Here is a 15,650-nt window from a genome sequence, read left to right as displayed (position 1 = left end):
TATTCTGGCAAAGCTCGCAACATGCCACCGCCCCATGCAGACGGTCGTGCGAGCGCATCGAACACGACATGAAACAAGGAGGAAGACAATGATTCAACTGACCCGCCCGTTGCGCGCACTGGCTATCGCAAGTGCACTGCTCGCTTGCGCCGCCCCCACCTTCGCCCAGGCCGACAGCCCCATCGGCATGTGGCAGACGATCGACGACAATACCCATGCACCGAAGGCGCTCGTGCAGATCGCCGACGACGGCGAAGGTTCGCTGTCGGGCAAGGTCGTCAAGGGCCTCGGCGCCAACGACACGCCCGATCGCCGCTGCACCTCATGCACGGACGAGCGCAAGGATCAGCTCATCAAGGGCATGACGATCATCAAGGCGATGAAGAAGGACGGCGACCACTGGGACGGCGGCAACATCCTCGACCCGGAAAACGGCAAGGTCTACAAGTGCAAGATGTCGCTGGAAGACGGCGGCCAGAAGCTCGTCGTGCGCGGCTACATCGGCGTATCGCTGCTCGGCCGGTCGCAGACCTGGGTTCGCGCGCAATAACGCGACGCGCGTCGATACGCGCGACGCAATGAAAAATCGGCCTGCGACGACGTCGTCAGGCCGATTTCGTTTTGGTGCGGGCGTGAATGAAATCGATCGATATCACGCCGCATGCTTCAGCGTATCCGGTGCATAGCTGCCCGGTGCACGATACACCGGCGCTGCCGCACTCCGCACCTCCGCCGCCTTCGATTGCGTGTGCTTGCGCATCCGTGCGGACAGTGCGTTGCACAGATTCACGCCTGCGTCGCCGTACAGCTCGCGCATCACCTGCATCAACGTGCCGGTCTCATGCCAGACCTTGAAGCGGCGATGGCATGTCTGGTACGAAGGGTAACGACGCGGCATCGCGGACCAGGTCGCGCCGCTATAAATCACCCAGAGTACGCCGTTCAGGACGGCGCGCGTGTTGGCCAACGGTCGGCCGCGCAACTCGGTGCGCGGCTGCATTTCGGGCAGAAGCGGCACGACGCAGCGCCACTCATGGTCGGTCAGATCGCGATACGGTGTCATGGACATCTCCAGCCTTAGGAACCATGACACAACGATATCGGCTGACCTCAACCGTGAATATAAGACAAGTCCGAAAATACCCCGAGACCGCGAGAATTTGACCGGAATTGACGTTTGATGCCCGTCACTTGTCGAACACTGCGATCAGGTCAGCGAAGTATCGACGATGCGGCGTGGCGTCTCGAGGTATTCCTTCGACTGCATCTCGACGATCCGCGATACCGTGCGCGCGAACTCGTTCGCCATCGGCCCTTCGACGTACAGCTGCTCCGCCGGCACCGCCGCGGACATCAGCAGCTTGACCTTGTGGTCGTACAGCACGTCGATGAGCCAGGTGAAGCGCCGCGCCTCGGACGCCATCCGCGGCGACATCTGCGGCACTTCGGACAGCACGATCGCGTGGAAGCGGCTGGCCAGCTCGAGATAGTCGTTCTGCGAACGCGGGCCGCCGCACAGTGTCGCGAAATCGAACCAGACGACCCCGTCGGCCTTGCGCAACGCCTTCAACTCGCGCTTCTCGATATGCAGGATCGGACTTTCGTCCGGTACCGCGGCGAGCTTCGCGAAGGCATGACGCAGTTCGCGATCCGCGTCCGCGCCAAGCGGCGTGTGGTACATCTGCACCTGCGCGAGCGTGCGCTGGCGATAGTCGACGCCCGCGTCGACGTTCAACACGTCGAGCTTTTGCTTGATCAGCGCAATCGCCGGCAGCATGCGGTCGCGATGCAGGCCATCGGGATACAGATCGTCGGGATCGTAGTTGGACGTCATCACGAACTGCACGCCGTTGTCGAACAGGCGATCGAGCAGCCGATAGAGGATCATCGCGTCCGCGATGTCCGACACGTGGAATTCGTCGAAACAGATCAGCCGGTAGCGCTTCGCGATGCGTCGCGCGAGCTCGTCGAGCGGATCGGCCTGCCCTTTCAGTTCCTCGAGTTCGCGGTGGACTTCACGCATGAATTCGTGGAAGTGCAGGCGCGTCTTGCGCTGCACGGACACCACCGCATAGAAGCTGTCCATCAGGAAGCTCTTGCCGCGGCCGACGCCGCCCCACATGTAGACGCCGCGCGGCAGGTCCGGATGATTGATGAGCTTCTTGAACGCGTTCGAGCGGCGCGCCTTGTAGTCGACCCATTCGTCGAAGCAGCACTGCAGACGATCGACGGCCGCGCGCTGCGCGGGATCGGACTGATAGCCGCGCGTGGTCAATTCGCGCGTGTAGTATTCGGTGACGTTCATCGGGCAAACCGGAAAAAACGAAGGCGAGCGGGAAACCCCCGCCCGCCTTCGTCATGAGACGGCTTCGCCGGCCGACGGCCGGCCGCCGCTAAACCACGCTCAGCTGTTCAGCGAGCGCTTGTCGACGGCGAGCGCCGCTTCGCGCATCACTTCCGACATCGACGGGTGCGGATGGCAGATGCGGGCGATGTCTTCCGACGCCGCCTTGAATTCCATCGCCACCACGGCTTCCGCGATCAGGTCCGACGCGTTTGCGGCGATCACGTGCACGCCGAGCAGTTCGTCGGTCTTCGCGTCCGCGATCATCTTCACGAAACCGTCCGGCGCGTTCATGCCGAGCGCGCGACCGTTGATCGAGAACGGGAACTTGCCCGACTTGATCTCGCGGCCTTCGGCCTTCAGCTGCTGTTCCGTCTTGCCGACCCATGCGATTTCCGGGTACGTGTAGATCACCCACGGAATGCAGTTGTAATCGATGTGCGGCTTCTGGCCGTCGATCACTTCCGCGACCAGCACGCCTTCGTCTTCCGCCTTGTGCGCGAGCATCGGGCCGCGCACCACATCGCCGATCGCGTAGACGTTCGGCACTGCGGTACGGCAGTGGTCGTCCACGTCGATGAAGCCGCGCTCGTTCGCCTTCAGGCCGATCGCCTCGAGGCCGAGGTTGTCGGTATTCGGCACGCGGCCGACCGACACGATCAGGCGGTCGGCGTCGAGCGTCTGCGCGTTGCCGTCCTTGTCCGTGTAAGCGATCGACACGCCGTTCGCGGTCGTCTTCACGTCGCCGATCTTCACGCCGAGATGGATGTCGAGGCCCTGCTTCTTGAACAACTTGGCCGCTTCCTTCGCGAGCGCTTCGTCGGCCGCGCCGAGGAACGCCGGCAGCGCTTCGAGCACCGTCACTTCGGCACCCAGGCGACGCCATACCGAGCCAAGTTCGAGGCCGATCACGCCTGCGCCGATCACGGCGAGCTTCTTCGGCACCGAGTCGAACGTCAGCGCACCTTCGTTGTCCGACACGATCTTGTTGTCGACCGGGACGTTCGGCAGGTGACGCGCCTTCGAGCCCGTCGCGATGATCACGTTCTTCGCGGTGACGACTTCGGTTTCACCCTCGCCGCTCACTTCGATCTGCACGCCGGCGTCGGTCTTGCCGGTGAACTTGCCATGGCCCTTCAGCCAGGTGATCTTGTTCTTCTTGAACAGGAACTCGATCCCGCTCGTCATTTTCTCGACGATCGCATCCTTGCGGCCGAGCATCTTCGCGACGTCGATCTTCACGCCGTCGACCGTGATGCCGTGGTCGGCCAGGTGATGCGACGTGTTCTCGAACTCTTCCGACGACGCGAGCAGCGCCTTCGACGGAATGCAGCCAACATTCAGGCAGGTGCCGCCGAGCTTCAGCGCGCCGGCCGGGTTCTTCCACTTCTCGATACAGGCAACGGTCTTGCCGAGCTGCGCGGCGCGAATCGCGGCGATGTAGCCGCCCGGGCCGGCGCCGATCACGACGACGTCAAATTCCTTGGACATGACAATCCTTTCTACTTGTACGCCCGCACGGTCGCGCGCGTGCGCGAGCGTGCGGGGCGGGTCAATGCAGTGAAACTCTCGGCTTACAGGTCGAGCAGCAGGCGTGCCGGATCTTCCAGCGCATCCTTCATCGCAACGAGCGACAGGACTGCTTCGCGGCCGTCGATGATCCGGTGGTCGTACGACAGTGCCAGGTAGTTGATCGGACGGATCACGATCTGGCCGTTTTCGACGACCGGGCGTTCCTTCGTCGCGTGCACGCCGAGGATGGCCGACTGCGGCGGGTTGATGATCGGGGTCGACAGCATCGAGCCGAACACGCCGCCGTTCGAGATCGAGAACGTACCGCCCGTCATTTCCTCGATCGACAGCTTGCCGTCCTTCGCCTTCTGACCGAACTCGGCGATCTTCTTCTCGATCTCGGCGAGGCTCAGCTGATCCGCGTTGCGCAGGATCGGCACGACCAGGCCGCGCGGCGAACCGACCGCGATACCGATGTCGAAGTAGCCGTGGTAGACGATGTCGTTACCGTCGATCGACGCGTTCACCAGCGGGAACTTCTTCAGCGCGTGCACGGCCGCCTTCACGAAGAACGACATGAAGCCGAGCTTCACGCCATGTTCCTTCTCGAACTTGTCCTTGTACTTCGAGCGCAGGTCCATGACCGGCTGCATGTTGACTTCGTTGAACGTCGTCAGGATCGCGTTGGTCTGCTGCGACTCAAGCAGACGCTCTGCGATACGCGCACGCAGACGCGACATCGGCACGCGCTGTTCCGGACGGTCGTTGAGCCACGTCGTGGCCGACGCCGGCACCTTCACTTCCGGCAGCGACGGCTTCGCAGCAGCGGTCTTCGCCGGTGCGGCGGCCGGAGCAGCCTTCGGTGCGCTGCCTGCGGCCAGCGCGTCGCCCTTCGTGACACGGCCGTCGCGGCCCGAACCTGCGACGTCGCCCGCCGACAGGCCCTTCTCGGCCAGCAGCTTCGCTGCGGCCGGCGATGCGGCGGCCGAGCTCGATGCAACCGCGGCAGCCGGCTGTGCTGCCGGTGCGGCTGCAGCAGGAGCTGCCGCCGGCTTCACTTCGGCGGCGCCTGCCGCTGCTTCGGCAGCACCGGCCTTCGCTTCGGTGTCGATCGTCGCGATGATCTGGTCGGCGACCACGGTGTCACCGTCGTTCTGGAGCACTTGCGCGAGCACGCCCGCGGCCGGTGCCGGCACTTCGAGCACGACCTTGTCGGTCTCGAGTTCGATCAGGATTTCGTCCTGCGCGACTGCTTCGCCCGGCTTCTTCTTCCACTGCAGCATGGTGGCTTCCGAAACCGACTCCGAAAGCTGGGGGACTTTGACTTCTACGATAGCCATGTGATTTTCCTGGATGCTTAATCTGGGTAATGACGAGGTTCGTGCGATTCCTTCGGCCGGTGCGGCGCGCGACGCGCCCGGCAGGCCAAAAGAGACGGGAAAGCGCAGTGCGCCTTCCCGTTTCGCTTCCGTCGGTTATTTCGCGATCGATGCGCTCTTCAGGCGGCCGAACGCACCTTCGATGAGGGCCTTCTGCTGCTCGTAGTGCTTCGCGTAGTAGCCAACCGCCGGCGAGGCCGAAGCCGGACGGCCGCTGTATGCCAGCTTCTGCCCTTCCTTCATGCCTTCCTTCAGGTGGTGCTCGACGTAGAACCAGGGGCCCTGGTTCTGCGGCTCGTCCTGCACCCAGACCACTTCAGTCGCGTTCTCGTACTTCTTCACTTCGGCTTCGAACTGCTTGTGCGCGAACGGATACAGCTGCTCGATACGGATGATCGCGACGTCGTTCGCCTTCGCTTCGCGGCGATGCGCGACGAGGTCGTAGTACACGCGGCCCGAGCAAGCCAGCACGCGCTTGACCTTCTTCGCGTCGATGCCGCCGTCGGTTTCGCCCAGCACCGGCTGGAACGAACCCTTCGCGAGTTCCGACAGGTCCGACACCGCTTCCTTGTGGCGCAGCAGCGACTTCGGCGTTGCGACGATCAGCGGCTTGCGGAACAGTCGGATCATCTGGCGACGCAGCAGGTGGAAAATCTGCGCCGGCGTCGTCGGTTGAACGACCTGCATGTTGTGATCGGCACACAGCTGCAGGAAACGCTCGATACGCGTCGACGAGTGTTCCGGACCCTGGCCTTCGTAGCCGTGCGGCAGCAGCATCGTGAGACCCGACACGCGGCCCCACTTCACTTCGCCCGACGAGATGAACTGGTCGATCACGACCTGCGCGCCGTTGACGAAGTCGCCGAACTGGGCTTCCCACAGCACGAGCGTGTTCGGCTCGGCTGTCGAGTAACCGTATTCGAAGCCCAGCACCGCCTCTTCCGACAGCACCGAGTCGATCACCGTGAACTTCGCCTGACCTTCGGCGATGTTCTGCAGCGGCACGTACGTGCCGTCGTTCCAGCGCTCGCGGTTCTGGTCGTGCAGCACCGCGTGACGGTGCGTGAACGTGCCGCGGCCCGAGTCCTGGCCCGTCAGGCGCACCGAGTAGCCCGATGCGACGAGCGACGCGAATGCGAGGTGTTCGCCCATGCCCCAGTCGAGCGGCTGGTCGCCACGCGCCATGTTGCGGCGGTCGTTGATCACGCGCTCGACGAGCGGGTGAACCTTGAAGTTTTCCGGGACCGTCGTGATACGTTCACCAAGACGCTTCAGTTCGGCGAGCGGTACGGCCGTATCGGCTGCGTCCGTCCACTTGCGGTTCAGGAACGGAACCCAGTCGACCGCGTACTTGCTCTTGTAGTTCGACAGGACCGGATCGACGGTGTGGTGGCCGTCGTCCATCGCCTTGCGGTACGCCTTCACGAAGCTGTCGGCGTCTTCGGCGGTGATCACGCCCTGCTGCACGAGCTTCTCGGCGTACAGCGCACGGGTGCCCGGGTGCTGCGCGATCTTCTTGTACATCAGCGGCTGCGTGACCGCCGGCGTGTCCTGCTCGTTGTGACCCAGCTTGCGGAAGCAGACGATGTCGATCACGACATCCTTGTGGAACTGCATCCGGTAGTCGATCGCGATCTGGATCGCGAGCACCACGGCTTCCGGATCGTCACCGTTCACGTGCAGCACCGGCGCTTCGATCATCTTGACCACGTCGGTACAGTACAGCGTCGAGCGCGCGTCGCGCGGGTCGGACGTCGTGAAGCCGATCTGGTTGTTGATGACGATGTGCAGCGTGCCGTGCGTGCCGTAACCGCGCGTCTGCGCGAGGTTCAGCGTTTCCATCACGACGCCCTGGCCAGCGAAGGCCGCGTCGCCGTGGATCTGCACCGGCAGCACTTGCAGGCCGTCTTCGTCGCCGCGACGGTCCATCCGCGCCTTCGCGGAACCTTCGACGACCGGGTTTACGATTTCGAGGTGCGACGGGTTGAACGCGAGCGACAGGTGGACCGGACCGCCTTCGGTCGACACGTCCGACGAGAAGCCCTTGTGGTACTTCACGTCACCGGCCGGCAGGTCGTCGACGTGCTTGCCTTCGAATTCGGCGAACAGGTCGGCCGGCATCTTGCCCAGCGTATTGACCAGCACGTTCAGGCGGCCGCGGTGCGCCATGCCGATGATGATTTCCTGCACACCGGTCTTGCCTGCGTGCTGGACGACTTCGTCCATCGCCGCGATGAAGCTTTCGCCGCCTTCGAGCGAGAAGCGCTTCTGGCCGACGTACTTGGTGTGCAGATAGCGCTCAAGGCCTTCCGCTGCCGTCAGGCGATTCAGGATGTGCTTCTTCTTGTCGATCGAGAAGGACGGCGTCGCGCGGGTCGACTCCAGGCGCTCCTGCCACCAGCGCTTCTGCTCCGGATCGCTGATGTACATGTACTCGGCGCCGATCGTGCCGCAATACGTATCACGCAGGCCCTTGACGATGTCGCGCAGCGAAGCCTGGTCGAAACCAAAATACAGGTTGCTTGCGCTGTACGTCTGGTCGAGGTCGCCTTCGGAGAAGTCGTAGAACGCGGGTTCGAGTTCGGGAATGGCGGGACGTTCGCGACGCTTCAGCGGATCCAGATTGGCCCATTGCGAGCCGAGGAAGCGATATGCGCTGATGAGGGACTGGACGTGGACCTGCTTGCGCGCGGTCGCCAGATTGCTGGTGCTTTCGCGCGGAATGAAGGCATTGGCCTTCGCACGCTCGGCAAACGATTCGACGATCGGAAAATGAGCAACGTCATTGGCATTCGAGCCGTCGGTTGCAGGCACGTTCTGCAGCGCGTCGAAATACTCTCGCCAGTTCTCCGGCACCGATGCCGGATTGTTGAGGTATGCATCGTACAGTTCTTCAACGTACGAAGCATTGCCGCCGAACAGATAGGAGTTCAGCTGAAACTGCTTCATTACATCTGACATTTTACGCTCACCTTTCTTCGAGCTTCTCGAGAAATAGCGGGTTACTCAACCTTCCGCGACACGGCCTGACCGTTTAGCGGATTGCGAATCAAGTCTTGCTTGGAAGGACCTAAAACTTGCGTGCGCGCAGCATATCACAGAACCGTTACCGGAGTTCACGACGAAATGTGCCTGAAAGCACCGCGCGACGGGGTTGTGCCGGATTGCCACGACCCGCGGGAACAGTGTTTTGCAGCCCGCCCGATTGCGCATCAGGCGGAAGCAAAAAAGGCCGCCCGAAGGCAGCCTTTTCCGTCATGCACGGGAACGATACTTAGTCGACCGCGCCTTCGCGGCTCGCGCGGCGACGCTCGTGCTCCTTCAGGAAGCGCTTGCGCAGGCGGATCGACTGCGGCGTCACTTCCACGAGCTCGTCGTCGTCGATGAATTCGACCGCGTATTCGAGCGACATCTGGACCGGCGGCACGAGACGCACGGCTTCGTCGGTACCCGACGCACGCACGTTGGTCAGCTGCTTGCCCTTGATCGGGTTCACGACGAGGTCGTTGTCGCGGCTGTGGATGCCGATGATCATGCCCTCATACAGCGCGTCGCCCGGCTTCACGAACATGCGGCCGCGATCCTGGAGCTTCCACAGTGCGTATGCCACTGCCGCGCCGTCGTCCTGGGAGATCAGCACGCCGTTGCGGCGCTCGAACACCGAGCCGTCCTTGACCGGTGCGTACGAGTCGAAGATGTGGCTCATCAGGCCCGTGCCGCGCGTCAGCGTCAGGAATTCGCTCTGGAAACCGATCAGGCCGCGCGCCGAGATCTTGTATTCCAGACGCGTGCGGCCGCGGCCGTCCGACGCCATATCGAGCATCTCGCCCTTGCGGCGACCGAGCTCCTCCATCACGCCACCCTGGTGCTCGTCCTCGACGTCGACGGTCAGCAGCTCGTACGGCTCGTGCCGTACGCCGTCGATTTCCTGCATCACGACGCGCGGGCGCGACACGGCGAGCTCATAGCCTTCGCGGCGCATGTTCTCGACGAGAATCGTCAGGTGCAGTTCACCGCGGCCCGACACTTCGAAAACGGTTTCGTCGCCCGTGTCCTTCACGCGCAGCGCGACGTTGTGGTTCAGTTCCTTCATCAGGCGGTCGCGGATCTGTCGGCTCGTCACGAACTTGCCTTCACGGCCGGCCAGCGGCGACGAGTTGACGAGGAAGTTCATCGTCAGCGTCGGCTCGTCGACGGTGATCATCGGCAGCGCTTCCGGCGTATCGACCGCGCAGATCGTCGCGCCGATGCCGACGTCTTCAATACCGTTGATCAGCACGATGTCGCCGGCTTCGGCCGACTCGACCTGCACGCGCTCGAGGCCCTTGAACGACAGCACCTGGTTGATCTTGCGGTTCAGCACGTCTCCTTCCGGACCGAAGCGCATCACGACCGGCTGACCCGGCTTGATGCGGCCGCGCGTAATGCGGCCGACGCCGATCCTGCCGACGTACGTCGAGTAGTCGAGCGACGTGATCTGGAGCTGCAGCGGCGCTTCCGGATCAGCCGGGCGAACCGGCACGTGCGCGAGGATCGCTTCGAACAGCGGGCGCATGTCGCCTTCGCGGGCCGCCGGATCGAGCGACGCATAGCCGTTCAGGCCCGATGCGTAGACGATCGGGAAGTCGAGCTGCTCTTCGGTCGCGCCGAGCTTGTCGAACAGGTCGAAGGTCTGGTTGATGACCCAGTCGATCCGCGCGCCCGGACGGTCGATCTTGTTGACGACGACGATCGGCTTCAGGCCGAGCGCGAGCGCCTTCTTCGTGACGAAGCGCGTCTGCGGCATCGGACCTTCGACGGCGTCGACGAGCAGCAGCACCGAGTCGACCATCGACAGCACGCGCTCCACCTCGCCACCGAAGTCCGCGTGCCCCGGCGTGTCGACGATGTTGATGTGCGTGCCTTCATATTCGACCGCGCAGTTCTTCGCGAGAATCGTGATCCCGCGCTCTTTTTCGATGTCGTTCGAGTCCATCACCCGCTCGGCAATCTGCTGGTTCTCGCGGAAGGTGCCGGACTGGCGGAGCAGTTGGTCGACGAGCGTGGTCTTGCCGTGGTCGACGTGAGCGATGATGGCGATGTTGCGAAGGGCGCGGGTCATAGAAACCTGGAAATCGTTGAACGCGCAAACGCGCACGCTCGTCAGTCACCGGGACACGTGCGCGCGCGTTGCAGCTTGGAAAGCCACAAATTATAGCACGTACGAATGTCGAAAGCCGGACCAGCGGTTGCAACGCTGCAAACGATGCCTCGCTGCCCTTTGCTGCAAACGAGGCAAACCGGCCGGCATCGCCGCCCGTGAGCCGAAGACCCTGAACCCGACAAGGGAATTGCGGGCCACGGAGCGCGCCCTTGCCCGTTCGATTAACATTTGCCGCGGCAAGCAATTGTGCCTATACTACTGCCTAGTCAACTATTGCAGCCTCAGGGTTTTATGTCGGATTCTCCTTCCCAATCTCCCGTTTCACCACTGTCCTCGTATCAGATGAACGACAGCGTCGGTTATCTGATGTCACGCGTGAAATCGGCGATGACCAACCTCGTCACGCAGCGCACGCAGGAAGAGCTCGGCATTACGGGCACGCAGGCGAGCATGCTGTTCATGATCGCGGTCGGCAAATGCTCGACGGCCGCCGAGCTCGCGCGGGAATACGGGATCGACGCAAGCGCGGTCACCCGCCTGCTCGACCGGGTCGAGAAGCGCGGCCTGCTGTCCCGAGTGCGCAGCATCGAGGATCGGCGGGTCGTGCGCCTCGAGCTGACCGACGAAGGCCGCGCGCTTGCCGAGCGGCTGCCCCCGGTGTTCCGAAGTGTGCTCGACGAACTGCTGGACGGGTTTACGCCCGAAGAAGTCGGCTTCCTGAAGAGCATGCTGCGCCGCATTCTCAGCAACTACTGCGAGACTGCGGGCGGTAGCGTCACGCAATAGTTGCCATAACAATTACTTTTGACAGATTAATGTAAGGAAATCCTTGCAGTGTCCATCATTCATTCCGAGCCAGGGAACCGCGCGATGAAATCCTCCCCGTTGTCCGTGCGCGCCGGGTCGTGCCGCGCCGCCGTCGCCGCCGCGGTTGCCGCGCTGGCGCTGGCGGGCTGCGCAAACTACATCGGCATAAAGAGTGACAAGCAGATCGCGCCCCCATCGCAATTCGAAACCACCCAGAGCCTGCCCGCCCAGGGCGGCCAGTGGCCGGCGCTCGACTGGGCCAACCAGTTCGGCGATCCGCAGCTGCCGAAACTGATCGACGAAGCGCTCCAGGGCAACCCGTCGATCGCCCAGGCGCAGGCGCGCATCGCGAAGGCGTCGTCGTACATCGAATCGTCGCGCTCGAACCTGATGCCGAAGGCCGAAGCCAGCTATTCGTGGACGCGCGAGCTGTATTCGTCGAACGCACTGTTCCCACCCCCTTTCGGCGGCCAGTGGTACAGCGAGAACAACGCGCTCGCGAGCGCATCGTGGGATCTCGACCTGTGGGGCAAGAACCGCGAGCGCCTGCATATGGCCGTGTCGCAGGAAAAGGCCGCCGAAGCCGACATGCAGCAGGCGCGCATCACGCTCGCGTCGTCGGTTGCCCGCACCTACAACTCGCTCGCGCAACTGTATGCGCTGCGCGATATCGCGCAGCGCGAGATCACCAACCGCCAGACGGTCGGCAAGATCACCGACGGCCGCGTGTCGGCTGGTCTCGACACCAACGTGGAACGCCAGACGGCGCGCGGCAACATCGCGACGACCCAGGCGTCCCTGTCCGACCTCGACGGCCAGATCACGACCGTGCGCTACCAACTCGCCGCGCTGCTCGGCAAGGGTCCGGACCGCGGGCTGCAGATCGCCGCGCCGGTGGTGACCCCGACCGGCGAAGTCGCACTGCCCGGCAACCTGCCGGCCGACCTCGTGTCGCGCCGCCCCGACATCGTCGCCGCGCGCTGGCAGGTCGAGGCCGCGATGCACGACGTGAAGGAAGCGAAGGCCGAATTCTTTCCCGACGTGAACCTCGCGGCCGGCTTCGGCTTCGATGCGTTCGGCTGGGGCAAATTCCTGAATTTCGCAAGCCGCCAGGCGCAGTTCGGCCCGGCCATCCACCTGCCGATCTTCGATGCCGGTGCGTTGCGCGCGCAGCTCAAGGGCCGCTATGCGGACTTCGACCTGTCGGTCGCGAACTACAACCAGACGCTGATCAGCGCGCTGAACGACGTCGCGACGCAGGTCGCGTCGATCCGCGCGGTCGATCGCCAGATGGACGACGCCCAGCGTGCGCTCGATGCGTCGACGCGTGCGTACGACCTCGCCGTGATCCGCTACAAGGCCGGCCTGTCGCCGCAACTCCAGGTGCTGACCGCAGACAGCAACCGCCTCGCATCGGAACAGACGGTGACCAACCTGAAGATGCGCCGGCGCGACATGCAGTTCGCGTTGATCAAGGCGCTTGGCGGCGGGTTCGACGCAACCGGCACGCGGCTCGCCGCGCCCGACGCCGACAAGCAGACAAGCCAGGCCGCGAACTGATCCGGCGCCACTACTACGCAGACACTCGAAATAACGGACGGAGAAAATCGCCATGAGCGACCCTCAACAAAACGCCGCCAGCGCACAGCCGCAGAACAACGGGAAGCGCAAGCGGATGATGACGCTGCTGATCGCGGTCATCGTGATCGCGGCCATCGCGTACGGTCTGTATTACTTCCTCGTCGCGCGCTTCCATGAAGAGACCGACGACGCGTACGTGAACGGCAACGTCGTGCAGATCACGCCGCAGGTCACGGGTACCGTGATCGCCGTGAAGGCCGACGATACGCAGACGGTCAAGGCCGGCGATCCGCTGGTCGTGCTCGACCCGGCCGACTCGCAGGTCGCGCTGCAGCAGGCCGAGGCCAACCTCGCGCAGACGGTGCGCCAGGTGCGCGGCCTGTTCGTCAACGACGATCAGTACCGCGCGCAAGTCGCGCTGCGCCAGTCCGACCTGTCGAAGGCGGACGACGACCTGCGCCGCCGGATGGCCGTCGCACAAACGGGCGCCGTGTCGCAGGAAGAAATCTCTCATGCACGTGACGCGGTGCGCGCCGCGCAGGCGTCGGTCGACGCGGCGCAACAGCAACTCGCATCGAACCGCGCACTGACCGCGAACACGACGATCGCGTCGCACCCGAACGTGATGGCCGCGGCAGCGAAGGTACGCGACGCGTACCTCGCGAACGCGCGTAACGTGCTGCCCGCGCCGGTCACCGGCTATGTCGCGAAGCGCTCGGTGCAGGTCGGCCAGCGCGTGTCGCCGGGCAACCCGCTGATGTCGGTCGTGCCGCTGAACGCGGTGTGGGTCGACGCGAACTTCAAGGAAGTCCAGCTCAAGCACATGCGCATCGGCCAGCCGGTCGAATTGACCGCCGACATCTACGGCTCGTCGGCCGTCTACCACGGCAAGGTCGTCGGCTTCTCGGCCGGGACGGGTTCGGCGTTCTCGCTGCTGCCGGCGCAGAACGCGACGGGCAACTGGATCAAGGTCGTGCAGCGCCTGCCGGTGCGTATCGAGATCGATCCGAAGGAACTCGAGAAGCATCCGCTGCGCATCGGCCTGTCGATGCAGGTCGACGTCAACATCAAGGACGAGCGTGGCGACCAGCTCGCCAACGCGCAGAACACGGTCTACGAAACGAACGTGTTCGCGAAGTACGGCGACGAAGCCGACGCCGAGATCGCGCGCATCATCGCCGAGAACGCCGGCGGCAACGCGACGGCACCGGCCGCGGCGAAGTCGAACGGCGCCGCGAAGATGATGTAACGGCTCCGACTCCGGAAAAACTACCGACATGGCACAGGCTCCCGTCTCCCACCCGCCCCTGCAGGGCGGGCAACTCGTACTCGGAACGATCGCGGTATCGCTCGCGGTGTTCATGAATGTGCTAGACACGTCCATCGCGAACGTCGCGATCCCGACCATCTCGGGCGATCTCGGCGTGTCGTCCGACCAGGGTACATGGGTCATCACGTCATTCGCGGTCGCGAACGCGATCTCCGTGCCGCTGACGGGCTGGCTGACCGACCGCTTCGGCCAGGTCCGCCTGTTCCTCGCGTCGATCATCCTGTTCGTCATCTCGTCGTGGATGTGCGGGCTGGCGCCGAGCCTGCCGTTCCTGCTCGCGTCGCGCGTGCTCCAGGGCGCGGTCGCCGGGCCGATGATTCCGCTGTCACAATCGCTGCTGCTGTCGAGCTACCCTCGCGCGAAGGCGCCGATGGCGCTCGCGCTATGGTCGATGACGACGCTGATCGCACCGGTCGCGGGCCCGATCCTCGGCGGCTGGATCTCGGACAACTATTCGTGGCCGTGGATTTTCTACGTGAACATCCCGGTCGGTATCGCTGCCGCGCTGGCCACGTGGTCGATCTATCGCACGCGCGAATCGACGGTGCGCCGCGCGCCGATCGACGGCGTCGGCCTCGCGCTGCTCGTGCTGTGGGTCGGCTCGCTGCAGATCATGCTCGACAAGGGCAAGGATCTCGACTGGTTCGCGTCGACGACGATCATCGCGCTCGCGCTGATCGCGGTCATCTCGTTCGCGTTCTTCGTGATCTGGGAACTGACCGCCGAACATCCGGTCGTCGACCTGTCGCTATTCCGCATGCGCAACTTCACGGGCGGCACGATCGCGCTCGCGGTCGGCTACGGGCTCTACTTCGGCAACCTCGTGCTGCTGCCGCTGTGGCTGCAGACCCAGATCGGCTACACGGCGACCGATGCCGGCCTCGTGATGGCGCCCGTCGGGCTGTTCGCGATCCTGCTGTCGCCGCTCACCGGCAAGTTCCTGCCGCGTACGGACCCGCGCTACATCGCGACCGCCGCATTCCTGACGTTCGCGCTGTGCTTCTGGATGCGCTCGCGCTACACCACCGGTGTCGACGAGTGGTCGCTGACGCTGCCGACGCTCGTGCAAGGCATCGCGATGGCCGGCTTCTTCATCCCGCTCGTATCGATCACGCTGTCCGGCCTGCCCGGCCACCGCATTCCCGCGGCATCGGGCCTGTCGAACTTCGTTCGGATCATGTGCGGCGGCATCGGCACGTCGATCTTCCAGACCGCGTGGGACCACCGGAACAACTTCCACCACGCGCAGCTGGTCGAGCAGACCAACCCGTACAACCCGACTTTCAACCAAGCCGTCACGCAGATGGGCAACCTCGGGCTGACGCAGGACCAGGCGCACGGCCTCATCAACAACATGGCCACGCAGCAGGCCGCGCAACTCGGCGTGAACGATCTGTTCTACATCTCGGCCGCGATCTTCGTGCTGCTGATCGGGCTGATCTGGATCACGAAGCCCGAACGCGCGGGCGGCGGCGATGCGGGTGCGGCGGCATCGGCTGCACACTGAGCGTCAAGCTCGAACACGCGCCCCAACAAAAAGCCCGGTCGACGACC

11 protein-coding genes are annotated in these 15,650 nt (G+C 64.0%); 5 read left to right on the top strand and 6 right to left on the bottom strand.

The genetic code is table 11. The features are described 5' to 3' along the window. Nucleotides 1-88 precede the first annotated feature (88 nt). The gene (locus tag DIE23_RS31365; RefSeq protein ID WP_124615714.1) at nt 89-550 is read left to right on the top strand and encodes a DUF2147 domain-containing protein; all 462 of its coding nucleotides are present in this window, start codon (nt 89-91) and stop codon (nt 548-550) included. A gap of 102 nt (nt 551-652) precedes the next feature. On the opposite strand, the gene DIE23_RS31360 is transcribed toward DIE23_RS31365, so the two are convergent. The 6 genes from DIE23_RS31360 to typA all read right to left on the bottom strand — a co-directional run bounded on the left by DIE23_RS31360 (nt 653) and on the right by typA (nt 10,336). Then, nucleotides 653-1,063: a transposase gene (locus tag DIE23_RS31360; RefSeq protein WP_185646573.1), complete on the bottom strand. Its 411-nt coding sequence runs from the start codon at nt 1,061-1,063 to the stop codon at nt 653-655. Between the two features lie 144 nt (nt 1,064-1,207). Next, a complete protein-coding gene (zapE, locus tag DIE23_RS31355; protein ID WP_124615710.1) occupies nt 1,208-2,305 on the bottom strand; it encodes a cell division protein ZapE in 1,098 nt (365 codons plus the stop codon). Between the two features lie 99 nt (nt 2,306-2,404). Further along, nucleotides 2,405-3,835: a dihydrolipoyl dehydrogenase gene (gene lpdA / locus DIE23_RS31350; protein WP_105789030.1), complete on the bottom strand. Its 1,431-nt coding sequence runs from the start codon at nt 3,833-3,835 to the stop codon at nt 2,405-2,407. An 83-nt stretch (nt 3,836-3,918) separates the two neighbouring features. Then, nucleotides 3,919-5,196 (bottom strand): 2-oxoglutarate dehydrogenase complex dihydrolipoyllysine-residue succinyltransferase, encoded by a 1,278-nt coding sequence (gene odhB, locus DIE23_RS31345; protein ID WP_124615708.1) that lies wholly within the window; start codon nt 5,194-5,196, stop codon nt 3,919-3,921. Nucleotides 5,197-5,331: 135 nt separating this feature from the next. Beyond that, nucleotides 5,332-8,196: a 2-oxoglutarate dehydrogenase E1 component gene (locus DIE23_RS31340; RefSeq protein WP_124615706.1), complete on the bottom strand. Its 2,865-nt coding sequence runs from the start codon at nt 8,194-8,196 to the stop codon at nt 5,332-5,334. A 313-nt stretch (nt 8,197-8,509) separates the two neighbouring features. Further along, on the bottom strand, nt 8,510-10,336 hold the full coding sequence (typA, locus tag DIE23_RS31335; protein WP_124615704.1) for a translational GTPase TypA: 1,827 nt from the start codon (nt 10,334-10,336) through the stop codon (nt 8,510-8,512). A gap of 333 nt (nt 10,337-10,669) precedes the next feature. On the opposite strand from typA, the gene DIE23_RS31330 reads away from it, so the two are divergent. From DIE23_RS31330 to DIE23_RS31315, 4 genes are all read left to right on the top strand, one after another. Beyond that, nucleotides 10,670-11,164 carry a MarR family winged helix-turn-helix transcriptional regulator gene (locus DIE23_RS31330; protein ID WP_124615702.1) on the top strand — a complete coding sequence of 165 codons (495 nt, stop codon included), beginning with the start codon at nt 10,670-10,672 and terminating at the stop codon, nt 11,162-11,164. 84 nt (nt 11,165-11,248) lie between these two features. Then, nucleotides 11,249-12,745 (top strand): efflux transporter outer membrane subunit, encoded by a 1,497-nt coding sequence (locus DIE23_RS31325; RefSeq protein ID WP_124615700.1) that lies wholly within the window; start codon nt 11,249-11,251, stop codon nt 12,743-12,745. A 52-nt stretch (nt 12,746-12,797) separates the two neighbouring features. Further along, complete coding sequence (locus DIE23_RS31320; protein ID WP_124615698.1) at nt 12,798-14,015, top strand: HlyD family secretion protein; 1,218 nt, start codon at nt 12,798-12,800, stop codon at nt 14,013-14,015. Between the two features lie 28 nt (nt 14,016-14,043). After that, the gene (locus tag DIE23_RS31315) at nt 14,044-15,603 is read left to right on the top strand and encodes a DHA2 family efflux MFS transporter permease subunit (RefSeq protein WP_057924316.1); all 1,560 of its coding nucleotides are present in this window, start codon (nt 14,044-14,046) and stop codon (nt 15,601-15,603) included. Nucleotides 15,604-15,650: the final 47 nt, after the last annotated feature.

Origin of the sequence: Burkholderia sp. Bp9143 (genome assembly GCF_003853645.1) — a bacterium.
Lineage (GTDB): Bacteria > Pseudomonadota > Gammaproteobacteria > Burkholderiales > Burkholderiaceae > Burkholderia.
The sequence above is the reverse complement of the archived record's forward strand: the minus strand, read 5'-3'. Positions and strand labels throughout refer to the sequence as shown.

What these genes read in the sequence shown, in the direction of transcription:
- typA (WP_124615704.1), bottom strand. Translation starts at nt 10,336, where the DNA reads ATGACCCGCGCCCTTCGCAACATCGCCATCATCGCTCACGTCGACCAC.
- DIE23_RS31330 (WP_124615702.1), top strand. Translation starts at nt 10,670, where the DNA reads ATGTCGGATTCTCCTTCCCAATCTCCCGTTTCACCACTGTCCTCGTAT.
- DIE23_RS31315 (WP_057924316.1), top strand. Translation starts at nt 14,044, where the DNA reads ATGGCACAGGCTCCCGTCTCCCACCCGCCCCTGCAGGGCGGGCAACTC.
- DIE23_RS31365 (WP_124615714.1), top strand. Translation starts at nt 89, where the DNA reads ATGATTCAACTGACCCGCCCGTTGCGCGCACTGGCTATCGCAAGTGCA.
- DIE23_RS31340 (WP_124615706.1), bottom strand. Translation starts at nt 8,196, where the DNA reads ATGTCAGATGTAATGAAGCAGTTTCAGCTGAACTCCTATCTGTTCGGC.
- odhB (WP_124615708.1), bottom strand. Translation starts at nt 5,196, where the DNA reads ATGGCTATCGTAGAAGTCAAAGTCCCCCAGCTTTCGGAGTCGGTTTCG.
- DIE23_RS31320 (WP_124615698.1), top strand. Translation starts at nt 12,798, where the DNA reads ATGAGCGACCCTCAACAAAACGCCGCCAGCGCACAGCCGCAGAACAAC.
- lpdA (WP_105789030.1), bottom strand. Translation starts at nt 3,835, where the DNA reads ATGTCCAAGGAATTTGACGTCGTCGTGATCGGCGCCGGCCCGGGCGGC.
- DIE23_RS31360 (WP_185646573.1), bottom strand. Translation starts at nt 1,063, where the DNA reads ATGACACCGTATCGCGATCTGACCGACCATGAGTGGCGCTGCGTCGTG.
- DIE23_RS31325 (WP_124615700.1), top strand. Translation starts at nt 11,249, where the DNA reads ATGAAATCCTCCCCGTTGTCCGTGCGCGCCGGGTCGTGCCGCGCCGCC.
- zapE (WP_124615710.1), bottom strand. Translation starts at nt 2,305, where the DNA reads ATGAACGTCACCGAATACTACACGCGCGAATTGACCACGCGCGGCTAT.